The organism is Mycobacterium sp. TY815 (assembly GCF_030755135.1).
GTDB lineage: Bacteria > Actinomycetota > Actinomycetes > Mycobacteriales > Mycobacteriaceae > Mycobacterium.
On the sequence record NZ_JAUFRX010000001.1, the window covers coordinates 940,006 to 953,402 of the forward strand.

A 13,397-nucleotide genomic window follows, 5' to 3' on the forward strand; every position below is an offset into this window, starting at 1 on the left:
CAGACTCGCGGTATCGGGACACGTAGGCCACGATGCTCTCGTGACCAGACAGCGGTTGACCAGCGACCAGCGCAACTCCTTCATGGCAGCCTTCCTGGGCTGGACGATGGACGCTTTCGACTTCTTCATCGTTGTGCTGGTCTACGCAGACATCGCCGAGACATTTCATCGCAGCAAGACCGAAGTCGCGTTCGTCACGACGGCCACGCTGGCCATGCGACCGGTCGGCGCGCTGCTGTTCGGGCTATGGGCCGACCGGGTCGGCCGCCGGCTTCCGCTGCTGGTCGACGTGTTGTTCTACTCGGTGGTGGGGTTCCTGTGCGCGTTCGCGCCGAACTTCACGGTGCTGGTGATTCTGAGGCTGCTCTACGGCATCGGCATGGGCGGCGAGTGGGGTTTGGGCGCGGCGCTGGCCATGGAGAAGGTTCCCACCGAGCGGCGCGGCTTCTTCTCCGGTCTGCTGCAGGAGGGTTACTCGTTTGGGTACCTGCTGGCCAGTGTGGCCTCGCTGGTGGTGATGAACGGGTTGGGTCTGTCCTGGCGCTGGCTGTTCGCGCTGAGCATCATCCCGGCGCTCATCAGCCTGATCATCCGCTACCGAGTGGAGGAATCCGAGGTCTGGGAAGCCGCGCAGGACCAGATGCGGCTGACCAAGACAAGGGTGCGCGACGTGTTGCGCGAGGCTAAGGTCATCCGCCGGTTCTTCTATCTGGTCTTGCTGATGACCGCATTCAACTGGATGAGTCACGGCACCCAGGACGTCTATCCCACCTTCCTAAAGGCGACCACCGATCACGGCGCGGCGCTGTCGAGTGCGACCGCCCGCTGGATTGTCGTGGTCTACAACGTCGGTGCGATCATCGGCGGCTTGATTTTCGGGACTCTTTCCCAGCGGTTCGGCCGCCGCTACACCATCGCGTTTTGTGCCGTCCTCGCGCTGCCGATCGTGCCGGTCTTCGCGTATTCCCGGACCGCGGCGATGTTGTGCCTGGGCTCGTTTCTGATGCAGTTCTTTGTGCAGGGCGCCTGGGGTTGCATCCCGGCGCACCTGACCGAGCTCTCACCAGATGCGATCCGAGGCTTGTACCCCGGGGTGACGTATCAGCTCGGCAACCTGCTGGCGGCTTTCAACTTGCCGATCCAGGAGCATCTGGCCGAGACGCACGGTTATCCATTCGCGTTGGCCGCAACGATCGTGCCGGTGCTGGTGATGGTGGCGTTGTTGACGCTGATCGGCAAGGACGCCACCGGAATTCGGTTCGGGTCCTCGGAGAGCGCGTTTCTGCCGGCTAAGAGCTGAGCAGCTTCAGCAGCAGGTGCATGGCCACCGTGGTCGAGCGTTCCCGGACGTCGGAGCGGTTTCCGGGCAGCCGCAGGGTGCGGGTGAGTTTCGGACCGTCTGCGAGTGCGACTGTGAAACACACTGTGCCGACCGGCTTTTCGTCGGTTCCACCGCCGGGGCCGGCGATTCCGGTGATGGCGACCGCGGTGTCGGCGTCGAACCGTTTGAGCGCGCCTGCGGCCATCGCTTCGGCGACCGGCTCGGAAACCGCGCCGTATTGCTGGATGAGTGCTGCGTCGACGCCGAGCAGTTCCACTTTCGCCTCGTTGGAGTACGACACCACCCCGCCGGCCACGTAGTCCGAGGATCCGGGGCGGTCGGTCAGCCGTGCCGCCAGCAGGCCGGCGGTGCAGGATTCCGCGGTGGCGATGGTGCGGCCCTTGAGCAGTTGGGCGACCAGGTCGTCGACCTGCGAACCGTCCTCGGAGAACACCTGGTCGCCGTGCCGGTCGCGTAGCAACTTGGTGAGTTGCGCGTAGGTGTCGGCGGCGTCCGGCTCGTAGCGCGTCACGATCTCGAGCTCGCCGCGCCGCAGGCAGGTGGTGATCTCCAGCGCGGCGAATCCTGGGATGGCGGTTTCGGCTTCGCGCAACGTCTCGGCGAGTCCCGACTCCGGCAGCCCGAACATCCGCACCATGTCCTGGCGGTAGACGGTGCGCCCGGCCAGGGCTTCCTGCACGCCTTCGGTCTCAATTGCCTTGTGCCACATAGGTTGCAGCTCGCGTGGTGGGCCGGGCAACACCAGCACGGTCGGCTTGCCCGGCACCACCACGCCGGGCGCCGTGCCCACCGGGTCGAGGATTTGCGAGCCGACCGGAACCATCGCCTGCTTGCGGTTGGCGGCCCGTACCGATTCGAACTTCCCCGGTTCCATCAGCGCGGCGAACGCGGGATTGCGCGCCATCAGGGACTTGAGGATCTCGGCGATCCGGTTCTCCAGCGCCTCGTCGAGTTTGAGCTCGCGGCCGCAGAAGCGGGACACCACCTCGACGGTCATGTCGTCGGCCGTGGGGCCCAGTCCGCCGCTGGTGATGATCAGGTCCACGCCCTGGTCGGCCAGGAAACGCAGCTGCGCCTCAATGTCGGCGGGCCGGTCCCCGCAGATGGTGATGTGGGCGAGCTCGACGCCCAATTCCAGCAGCCGGTCGGCCAGCCAGGGGCCGTTGCGGTCCTGGACCCGTCCGGTCAGAACCTCGGTGCCGGTGACCACGATTCCTGCGCGTGCGCTCACCGTGCCGAGCCTACGCACCCGGGTGGTCCTTATGTCACCCAGCACATCGCCGTAGCGCACCTGATAGAGGTGTCCGACGGGGTTGTTTCTGCCGCGTCAGCACCACCTCATCGCGACGTCGATCCGGCCGTTGCGGTGCCCAGGTCGGCTTCTCTCTTAGTCTGGTCGTCACACGACGATGCCGCTCAGGCCCGTGGTTCCATCGGCGCCGCCGGCGCCGCCGGCGCCGCCGATACCGCCGAAACCTGGTATCGCAGTTCCGCCGCCCGCGCTGGCATTGCCGCCGTTACCGCCGTTGCCGCCGTTAATCCCGTTGCCCGAGCTGTCTCCGCCGTCGCCGCCAGCACCACCGGTGCCGAACCCACTTCCGGTGGTGGTCCCAAAACCGCCGACCCCGCCGGTCCCGCCTGTGGTGCCGTCACCGCCGTCACCGCCGTCACCGCCAGTAGCCGTGGCCGCGGAGCTACCGTTGCTGATCGTCGCGGTGCCGCCGTTGCCGCCGTTGCCGCCGATTCCGCCGGTGGTACCGATGCCGCCTGCCCCGCCGGCGCCGGAGGTGACGTTTCCGAGCCCGAAGGTAGTTGCCGCTCCGCCGATTCCGCCGTTTCCACCAGTGGTGGCGCCGGCTCCGCCGTTTCCGCCGCTGCCACCGATCGCCGTGGCTTTGGAGACAGGGTTGCTGATTGTTGCACTACCGCCGTTGCCGCCGGTCCCGCCGGCGACGGCGCCGTTTCCGCCGTCACCGCCGTTGCCGCTGGTAGCCGTGGCCGTGGAAGTAGCGTTGCTGATCGTCGCGGTGCCGCCGATACCGCCGTTTCCGCCGTTGCCGGTGGTACCGGTGCCGCCGGCCCCGCCGGCGCCGGAGTTGACGTTGCCGAGGGCAGAGGAAGATCCCGTTCCCCCGGTGCCGCCGTTTCCGCCGTTGATGGCGCCGGCGCCACCGGTGCCGCCGGTGCCGCCGGTAGCCGTGGCGGTGGAGGCAGTGTTGCTGATCGACGCACTACCGCCGATGCCACCGTTTCCGCCGTTGCCGGTGGTACCGGTACCGCCGTCCCCGCCGGCCCCGGAATTGACGTTTCCGAGCCCAGAGGTAAACGCCGACCCGGCGTTGCCGCCGTTTCCGCCCGTGGCCCCGTCGCCGCCACGGCCGCCGTTGCTGCTAACAGCGTTGGTTGTGGAGACAGCGTTGCTGATCGACGCGGGGCCGCCGTTTCCGCCGTTCCCGCCGGTGCCGGTGGTGCCGGTGCCGCCGTTCCCGGCGGCGCCGGAGTTGACGTTTCCGAGCCCGGAGGTGAATGCCGATCCGCCGTTGCCACCGTTTCCGCCGTTGGTGGCGCCGTCTCCCCCGTGACCGGCGTTGCCGCCGGTGGCCGTGGCTGTGGAGACAGCGTTGCTGATCTGTGCGCTATTGACGGAGCCGCCGTTTCCGCCGCTGCCGGTGGTACCGGTGCCACCGGCCCCGCCGGCGCCGGAGTTGACGTTTCCGAGCCCAGTAGTGAATGCCGATCCGCCGATGCCACCGTTTCCGCCGTTGGTGGCGCCGTTTCCGCCGGTGCCACCGTTGCCGCCGGTGGCTGTGACCGTCGAGACAGCGTTGCTGATCTGCGAGGAGCCGCCGGAGCCGCCGTTTCCGCCGCTGCCGGTGGTACCGGTGCCGCCGTTCCCGGCAGCGCCGGCATTGACGTTTCCGAGCCCGGCGGTGAAGGCCGATCCGCCGCTGCCGCCGCTGCCGCCCGTGGTTCCATCACCGCCGTTACCGGCGTTGCCGCTGGTAGCCGAGCCCGAGGAGGCGGCATTGCTGATCTGCGCGCCACCGCCGCTGCCGCCGTTGCCGCCGACGCCGGTCGGGCCTCCGCCGATGCCATCGGCGCCGTCCCCGCCAACGGCGTTGCCGGTGCCGGTGTTGTTGGCAAAACCGCCACTGCCGCCGGCTCCGCCGCCACCGGGACCCGATCCGCCGGTCGCGGCAGCCCCGCCAAGCGCGTCGCCCGCCCCGGAGTGGGTTGCCTGACCGCCGCCACCACCGATGCCACCGACACCGGTCGTGGCGTCGCCGCCGGTGCCGCCGGTGCCGCCGATGGCTGCAGCGCTGGTGCTGTTGGAACTCGCGTTCCCCCCGTTCCCGCCGCGGCCCCCGAGCGTTGCGTTGTTGTTGCCGGTGCCGCCGTTGCCGCCGGCGCCGCCCTTGGCGGTCGCGGTCGACGCGGCATTGGAGATGTTTGCGTTACCGCCGGTGCCCCCGTTTCCACCGTTCCCGGTGGAACCGGTGCCGCCGTCGCCGCCTGTACCGGGTGTGACGTTTCCGATCCCCACGGTCAATGCGGTCCCGCCGGTCCCGCCACTTCCGCCGCTGTTGGCGCCGGCCCCGCCCGCGCCGCCGGCCCCGCCCGTAGCCGTGGCGGTAGAGGCGGTGTTCGTGATCTGTGCCAGACCGCCGTTGCCGCCGGTTCCGCCGATGCTGCTGGGAGCGACGTTGGCGCCGCTAGCGCCACCGGCGCCGCCCTGGCCGCCGTTGGCGGTCCCGGTTGCGTTCTGCACCGCGTTGCCGCCGTTGCCGCCGTTGCCGCCCCTGCCGGTGTCAGCTCCGGCGCCGCCGTCCCCGCCATTGCCGCCGGTAGCTGCCGTTGCCATCGAACCAGCGTCACCGCCGGCCCCGCCGTTACCGCCGTTACCGGTACCGGCGGCATCGCCGCCGTGCCCGCCGTTGCCGCCTTTGCCGTGGGTGCCGCCGGCGCCGCCAACTCCACCTTGACCGCCATTGCCGCTGACGGTTTCGTCGTAGCCGGCGCCTCCCGTGCCACCGTCGCCACCGGCGATGACGGCTCCGCCCGCACCGGTCGCGCCGGCCACTGCGCCGGGACCGCCCGGCGCCCCTCCGGTGCCGCCGCCGCCCACCACGCCGGCGTTGCCCCCGTTGCCGCCTCTGCCACCCGCAGTGGCCACGTTCGCGCCATCACCCCCAGATCCGCCGTCACCGGGCGCCCCGGTATCGCCGCCGGCCCCGCCGGCACCACCGGCACCGTTCGTGCCTGCAGCGCCGAATAACGAGCCCTTACCGGCGGCACCGCCCATCCCGCCGGAACCGCCGCTGCCGCCGTTGCCGCTGTCACCGCCGTTGCCGCCGTTGGCACCCAGAGTTGTGGCGTTCCAGCCGTCGCCGCCGGACCCGCCGGCGCCACCCGCCCCGCCCACCCCACCGGCGCCGCCGGCGCCGCCGGCGCCGAAAAGCAGCCCGGCGTTGCCGCCGGCCCCGCCGGTACCGGCATTACCCCCGTTGCCGCCGGCGATGCCGTTGGTGCCGTTCGGAAGCGCTAGGGTGCCCGGGGTGCCGGGGCCGCCCACGGCCCCCACAGCGCCGGCCCCGCCGACTCCGCCAGCCCCACCATTGCCGAACAGCAGCGCGCTGCCCCCGAGTCCGCCAGTGCCGCCGTTGACGCTGGCACCGCCCACTCCGCCAGCGCCGCCGGCGCCACCATTGCCCCACAACCACCCGCCTGAGCCCCCGGCCCCACCGTTGCCGCCACCGGTCCCGCCGGCGCCGCCAGCACCGCCAGCGCCGAGCAGGCCCGCCGCGCCACCGGCCCCACCCGATCCGCCGGGTGCGCCCGATCCGCCGTTGCCGCCGTTACCCCACAGGATCCCGCCCGCCCCGCCGGCAGCCCCGGTTCCCGGCGCGCCATCGGTGCCGTTCCCGATCAGCGGACGCCCCAGCAATGCGTTGGTGGGCGCATTAATGACGCCCAGGACGGCCTCTTGCAGGGTCTGCAACGGCGTGGCGGCCGTCGCGTCGGCAAGTGCGTAAGAGCCCCCGGCGGCGTTTAATGCCTGGATGAACTGCGCCTCGAAAGCCGCCGCTCGCGCACTGACCGCCTGGTACTGACGGGCGTGGTCAGAAAACAGAGCCGCGATCCCCGCCGACACCTCATCGCCCGCAGCGGCCAGCATCCCGGTGGTCGGACCCGCAGCTAATATCTGGGCCGCGCTCAGCGACGAACCGATGCCCGCCACTTCCGCTGCGGCCGCCGACAGCATCTCCGGAATTGCCAGCACATAGGACATCGCTACCTCCAATGCATCCGGGTCGGCCACAGCGCCTCAACGGTGGAAGGAGTGTATGACGGATTTGTTGAGGTGGAAAGGCTAATGCAAGCTTCCTGATCCGCATCGGCTCTCGATCTATGATGAATTCATTACGCCTAGGTTGTCGGGATGAGTAAAACGGTCTCTGAGCTCGGATGGCGTAGGTTGTTTGGGGTGGACAAAAACCTTCTGGATTCCCTCGGCTGGCAACCGCGCAACGCATCAATTTCATTGCTTAGATTTCAGTCTTGAGGTTCTGGACCGCCTGCCGGACGGGTCTGCTTGTCGCAGTGCAACGGCAGAACTGACGATTCGCTGGATGGCGAGATCTCCTGTGCGACAGCCACAAAAGTGAAGGCTGGCAAGGTGTCGACCGCTGCCTTTGGGTGACCTCGCGGTGCTGCCAATTGTGGTGCCGGGATCCCAGTCGGTCGCTACGGCCGTGAAAAATTTTCCGTCATCTCAATGACCGTGACGCAACAGGGTCAAGCACAAAAAGGATCGATATGAATTCGTATCCCGCAACGAAGTGAGACATCTTATGACGTATCGAGTCAGGGGGCGCACAAAATTCACAAATCGTACTCATAGGACTCTCCAAATAGGTCCGCAGGGCTGCTCGAGGCACCACTCATTACCGTTCGTCCCGCGCTTTCCGAGAGAACGGCACAGAGCCGTCTTCGTCATTTAACCTGCAAGCGCGGAGGACCATTCCGCAGAGTTCGTGTTGTGGAAATGACAACCAACCGTTAATGAGCACGGCGGCTAACTCAACCGAGGTGCTTGACGGTCGTGTCGTCTGCCATCGGCTCCGGCAGCTGGGGAGCCACGGGCCGTTGTGGACCCGTCCGGTCAGAACCTCGGAGTGACGCGTCAGACGATGTTGCCCTTGGCGCCCGAGAAGCCTGGGAAGAACGCGCCGGAACCTCCCTTGCCACCTGACCCGACGATCGCATTGCCGACCGTGGCGGCGTGGGCATCGCCGCCGTCGCCGCCGCTACCGCCGAAGCTGGCGCTCGTGCTATTGCCGCCGACGCCGCCTCCGCCACCGATGCCGAAAGCGGTTCCGTCGGTCCACCCCAAACCACCTTTACCGCCAGTTCCGCCCGTGCCGCCGGTAGCGCCATTCCCCCCGGCGCCGCCGGTCGCGTTCGCCGCTGAGGTGATACGGGTGATTCGCCCGGTTCCGCCGGCCCCGCCGTCCCCACCGTCACCGCCGTCACCGCCTAGCCCGCCTTGTCCGCCTTTGCCGCCGGTCGCCGTGCCCAAGCCGTCATTCTGCGCGTCCCCGCCTGCGCCCCCGGTACCGCCGCCCGCGCCGATGCCGGCGGCACCTGCCCCACCGGCGCCCCCGGTGGCGCTGCCCGCGGAGTTGGAGGAGGTAACACGCGCGTCGCCGCCGCGACCGCCGGTGCCGCCGTCGACCAAAGCTCCGCTGGATCCTCCAACCGCGCCGTTGCCTCCGATGGCGTTGCCGGTTCCGCTGTTGGTTGCGAGACCTCCGCTGCCGCCCGTTCCACCGAAAGTCGACCCTGACCCACCGGTGGCGCCATTGCCGCCGACAGCCACGCCCGCACCGGAGTGCACCGCGAATCCGCCTGTGCCGCCGGTCCCGCCTACGCCGTTGAACGCCGTGCCACCGGTTCCTCCCGTGCCTCCTGTGGCCGTGGTGGTCGGGCTCTTGCTGTTGATCTGGGCGGAGCCGCCAGCGCCGCCCTGGCCGAACAAGGTGCCGTTGTTGGCGCCGGCGCCGCCGGCGCCGCCAGTACCACCCTTGGCGCTTGCGGACGAGCCGATGTTGCTGATGAATGCGTCACCGCCTCGACCACCGTTTCCGCCGCCCGCCGCGGCGCCCTTACCAAAGCCGCCCGCACCGCCGGTGCCGGGATTGACGCTGCCTAGCCCGTTAGTGGTGGCTGATCCTCCGAAGCCGCCGTTGCCGCCCACGGATTGGCCGGCGCCGCCAGCTCCGCCGATGCCTCCGACAGCGCCCGCCGTGGACGTCTGATTGTTGATGGTCGCGGTGCCGCCACCGCCACCACTACCGCCCGCGCCGGCAAAGCCCTCGCCTCCCTTGCCGCCGGCGCCTGACACAGCAGTGCCTGAGCCGGCGTTGGTAGCCGACCCACCGAAGCCGCCGGCCCCGCCAGTAGGTCCATCGGCACCGGCACCACCCTTGCCGCCGGTAGCCACACCGGATGATGACGGCGACGAAACGGTTGCGGTGCCACCGTTGCCGCCGGCCCCGCCGATCGCCCCCGACGAGGTGCCGTTGGCACCATCACCGCCGATTGCGTTGCCCGTTCCAGTATTTGAGGCGCCGCCGCCGTCGCCACCGCGACCACCACCGGCGGTACCAGTCCCACCGGCACCACCGGTGCCGCCGCGTGCATCACCGACCCCGGCGTGGAAGCCGAAGCCGCCGGTCCCACCGGCGCCGCCCGAGCCGGTGCTGGTGCTGCCGCCGGCTCCACCCTCACCGCCCCTGGCTGTTGCGGTAGACGTGGACTTGAAAATTTGCGCATCGCCGCCGGTGCCACCGATGCCGGCGGCACCTGTGGTCCCGTTGCCGCCTGCGCCACCCGTGCCGGGGGTGACCGCTCCCAATCCCAAGTTGATGGCCCGGCCGCCTGAACCACCGTTTCCGCCGGCCGTGCCATCGGCGCCGGCCCCACCCTGACCGCCCACCGCGATACCCGAGGAGTCGGGATTTCCGACCTGCGCCAAGCCACCGGCGCCTCCCGCGCCGCCTCTGCCCGTGGCACCGCCATTGGTACCGCCGGCGCCGGCGCCGGCGATGGCGTCACCGGTTCCATTGTTGAAGGCGTTCCCGCCGTCGCCTCCGGCCCCGCCGCCCGCTAAGCCCTTGCCACCAACACCGGCGACGCCGCCCACGGCGGTGCCGGTCCCACTGTGCGTGCCGCTACCACCGGAGCCACCTGTTCCACCGGTACCGGTGCTGGCCTCACCGCCAAGCCCACCCGTGCCGCCCGTGGCCGTCGTCGACGAGTTGCTGCTGTTGGTGTTCGCACCCCCACCGGTGCCGCCTCGCCCCAGGAACTGGTTGTCTACCCCGGCCCCGCCGTTACCACCAGTACCGCCGACAGGACTGACCGTCGACGCGGCATTGTTCACGGCTGCGGTGCCGCCAAAACCTCCGCTGCCGCCCCCGCCGGTGTTTCCGATGCCTCCTGCGCCCCCGTTGCCCGGGGTGACATTGCCCGTCCCGGTGGTGGTGGCCGATCCGCCGAACCCGCCGTTGCCGCCAGTGGCACCGTCACCGCCGGCGGCGCCATCGGCGCCGGTCGCGGTTGCGGTGGATGCGCTGTTGGAGATGGTGGCGGATCCGCCGCTGCCGCCGGACCCTCCCGAGCCGGTCGTCCCGTCGCCTCCGGCGCCGGCAGCGCCGCCAATTGCTGCTCCCGTTCCAAAGTTGGTCGCCGATCCGCCAACACCGCCGTTGCCGCCAAAGACGCCATCGGCGCCTGCGCCGCCTTTGCCGCCGGTCGCAATCCCCGATGAAATGTCGATGGCGACTTCGGCGGCCCCTCCGCCGCCGCCGGCACCGCCGCCACCGGTAAGACCACCACTCGTGCCGGCGGCTCCGGTACCGCCAAGGGCGTTGCCGGTGCCGCTGTTACGCCCGAGTCCCCCGTTGCCGCCTGCCCCTCCGCGCGTGGGACCCTTGCCGCCGGCACCACCGTCACCTCCTGCTCCGACGCCGGCATTGCTGTGCGTCCCGACTCCGCCTGTCCCGCCGGTTCCGCCGGTGCCCGTGCTCGCGTCGCCACCGACGCCACCCGCGCCCCCGAGCGCCACGGTGGTCGCGTTACCGCTGTTGGTTTGCGCGCTCCCGCCGCCGCCGCCGCGGCCGAGGGCGGTGTTGTCGACGCCGGCGCCGCCGGCGCCGCCGCGCCCGCCGACCGGGCTGACGTCGGAAGCGGTGTTGTTGATGACCGCACTGCCGCCGAATCCGCCAATTCCCCCGCCTCCGGTGGTGCCGGTGCCACCGGCGCCACCGGTTCCGGCGGTCACGATTCCAGTTCCGGAGGTCGACGCCGAACCCCCGGCGCCGCCGAAGCCGCCGGTGGTTCCGGTGCCGCCGTCGCCACCGTTGGCTGCAGTGGCGGTCGCCGTGGACTTGCTGTTGCTGATGTTCGCGTTCCCGCCGGACCCGCCGGAGCCGCCGTTAAAGGCGGCGCCGTTCCCGCCCTTGCCGCCGGTTCCGGACGTGACACTGCCCAGGCCGGCAGTCGATGCCGTGCCGCCCGTACCACCACCGCCACCGAAGGTGGCGCCATCGCCGCCGGCGCCGCCAGCAGCCCCGGTTGCGTTGACCGTCGATCCCGCATTGGAAATCGACGCGGTACCACCGGATCCGCCGTTGCCACCTGATCCGACGCTGCCTTCACCGCCCGCTCCGCCAGCGGCTGGGTTGACCTTGCCGGTCCCGCTGGTAAATGCCGATCCACCATTACCGCCGAAGCCGCCGGTGGTGCCGTCGGCGCCCGCTCCGGCGGTGCCTCCGGTGGCGGTCGCCGTTGAGGTTGCGGTGGTGATGACCGCATCGCCGCCGCTGCCACCTCGGCCGCCGGTGCCGGTGTTGCCGCCACTGGTCCCGTCTGCCCCGGCGCCGCCAGTCGCGTTACCCGTTCCGCTGTTGAACCCGGCGCCCCCGAAACCGCCGTCACCACCACCAGTTGGGCCCGCGCCGCCCGCCGCTCCGGCGCCGCCGAAGGCATCGCCGGCTCCACTGCTGAATGCGTTGCCTCCGGAGCCGCCGTTTCCGCCGCGGTTGCCATCGCCGCCGGCACCGCCGGCGCCGCCGACAGCGTTTCCGGCTCCGTTATTGAAGCCCGTCCCCCCGATGCCGCCGTTGCCGCCTGCGCCGGTGCCGGCACCGTCACCGCCGGCCCCACCCGCCCCGCCGGTACCACCCGTTGGGCCGCTGGCCCCGCCCCAGCCGCCGTCGCCCCCGGTGCCTCCGGCCAGCGTGGCATTGCCGCCGGCGCCGCCGGCGCCGCCAGCTCCGTACAAGCCGCCGGCGCCTCCGTTTCCGCCTTTGCCGCCGGAGGTGCCGGGCACCGCCCCCGCGTCGCTGGCGGCGTCGTAACCGCGGCCACCAGCGCCACCGTTGCCGCTGATACCCGTGATCGTGCCTGCGGCGCCGCTCGCGCCCGCGCTGCCGCCGGGTCCACCGGCACCGCCGCCGTTGCCGCCAAGGCCGACGGCGCCGGGATTGCCACCATTTCCGCCCGCGCCGCCCTGGGTGATGAGGGCGTCGCCGGCGCCGCCGATGCCGCCGTCTCCGGCATTGCCCGCGTTACCGCCGGCGCCACCTATGCCGCCGTTGCCGTTGGCGCCCGCGGCGCCGAACAGGATGGAGCCGCGCCCGCCGACGCCACCCGTGCCGCCGTTACCGCCGGTACCGCCGGAGCCGCCGTTGCCGCCGTCACCGCCATCGACACCGGCGCCCAGCGCGTTAAAGCCTGCGCCGCCCAGGCCGCCGGTGCCGCCGGCCCCGCCGGTGCCGCCGCTGCCGCCGGCGCCGCCTGTGCCATAGACCAGTCCTCCGTTGCCCCCGGCGCCGCCCGTCCCGGCGTTTCCGCCCGTACCGCCCGTACCTCCGACGCCGCCGGTCGCGCTCGCAGTGCCGGGATCACCCGGGGTGCCCGTGGCCCCAGCCGCGCCGGCACCGCCAAGCCCACCGGCTCCACCGTTGCCGAACAACAGGGCATTGCCGCCCACACCACCCACTCCGCCATTGACGGTCGCGCCGCCGATACCGCCGGCCCCGCCGGCCCCGCCGTTGCCCCACAACCAGCCGCCGGTGCCGCCGGCGCCGCCGATACCGCCACCGGCGCCTCCGGCACCGCCGACGCCACCACTGCCGATCAGACCGGCCGCGCCCCCGGCGCCCCCGGCCCCGCCCGCGGCGCCTGAACCGCCGCTACCGCCATTGCCCCACAGGATGCCGCCGGCACCTCCGTTCTGCCCTGTACCGGGCGCCCCGTCTGTGCCGTTGCCGATCAACGGACGACCCAGTAGCAGATTGGTGGGGGCGTTGATCGCTCCGAGTATCTGCCCTTCCAGCACTTGCAGCGGCGACACGTTGGCGGTCTCGGCGAGGGCGTAGGAGTCGCCGGCGCTGGCGAGCGCCTGCATGAAGTGTGAGTGGAATACCGCTGCCTGGCTTTCGATGGCTTGGTAGCCGGCGCCGTGGCTGTTGAAAAGTGCTGCGATGGCCGCCGAAATCTCGTCACCGGCGGCAGCGAGCACCTCAGTTGTCGGTATGGCGGCGGCGAAATTCGCCGCGCGCAATGACGAGCCGATACTGGCGACATCCGCGGCGGCCGCTGCGAGAAAGTCCGGAGTTGCAAAGACGTACGACATCTTGGTCGCTCCCGCCTGATCGTGCCTGACGAAGGCAAGTAATTCTGTCGTTCATCAGTACCACGAACGGGCGGCCGTTACTAAGCTTTTATGCCATTAGTTAAATCGTTCATTACTTGAATCATTCAAATCTGGTGGCAGGGCAGTGAGGTGATCCAAAAGCGTTGTTCTAGAACGAAGTTCGGCGAACGCGTGTCCGCGCGGTTTCATTTGATGGGTCGCTATTGGGGTGATTTCCGGCCGGTCCAGGGTGCGACCCGATTATAAGCCCCAGTCCGTCTTCGGAATGAATTTATTATTGCGACGAAAGGGCGAAGTGAGAGGAATAAGTCGACGACGAGTCGGGGCTGC

Annotated in this window: 4 protein-coding genes; 1 reads left to right on the top strand and 3 read right to left on the bottom strand. The window is 70.5% G+C overall.

Annotated features, from left to right (window positions below; all coding sequences use genetic code 11):
* The first annotated feature begins 40 nt into the window (after window positions 1-40).
* Window positions 41-1,300 carry a sialate:H+ symport family MFS transporter gene (locus tag QXK92_RS04045; protein WP_306240381.1) on the top strand — a complete coding sequence of 420 codons (1,260 nt, stop codon included), beginning with the start codon at window positions 41-43 and terminating at the stop codon, window positions 1,298-1,300.
* Here the strand turns inward: QXK92_RS04045 and QXK92_RS04050 are convergent.
* From QXK92_RS04050 to QXK92_RS04060, 3 genes are all read right to left on the bottom strand, one after another.
* Entirely contained in the window at window positions 1,290-2,573 is a 1,284-nt protein-coding gene (locus tag QXK92_RS04050) for a competence/damage-inducible protein A (RefSeq protein ID WP_306240383.1), read from the bottom strand. The two genes, QXK92_RS04045 and QXK92_RS04050, sit on opposite strands and share 11 nt — an antisense overlap.
* Before the next feature lie 168 nt (window positions 2,574-2,741).
* The gene (locus QXK92_RS04055) at window positions 2,742-6,632 is read right to left on the bottom strand and encodes a PE family protein (RefSeq protein WP_371934535.1); all 3,891 of its coding nucleotides are present in this window, start codon (window positions 6,630-6,632) and stop codon (window positions 2,742-2,744) included.
* A gap of 894 nt (window positions 6,633-7,526) precedes the next feature.
* Window positions 7,527-13,046 carry a PE family protein gene (locus tag QXK92_RS04060; protein WP_306240385.1) on the bottom strand — a complete coding sequence of 1,840 codons (5,520 nt, stop codon included), beginning with the start codon at window positions 13,044-13,046 and terminating at the stop codon, window positions 7,527-7,529.
* Window positions 13,047-13,397: the final 351 nt, after the last annotated feature.

Excerpts from the sequence above, each read along its gene's own strand:
- QXK92_RS04055 (WP_371934535.1), bottom strand. The coding sequence starts at position 6,632 with ATGTCCTATGTGCTGGCAATTCCGGAGATGCTGTCGGCGGCCGCAGCG.
- QXK92_RS04060 (WP_306240385.1), bottom strand. The coding sequence starts at position 13,046 with ATGTCGTACGTCTTTGCAACTCCGGACTTTCTCGCAGCGGCCGCCGCG.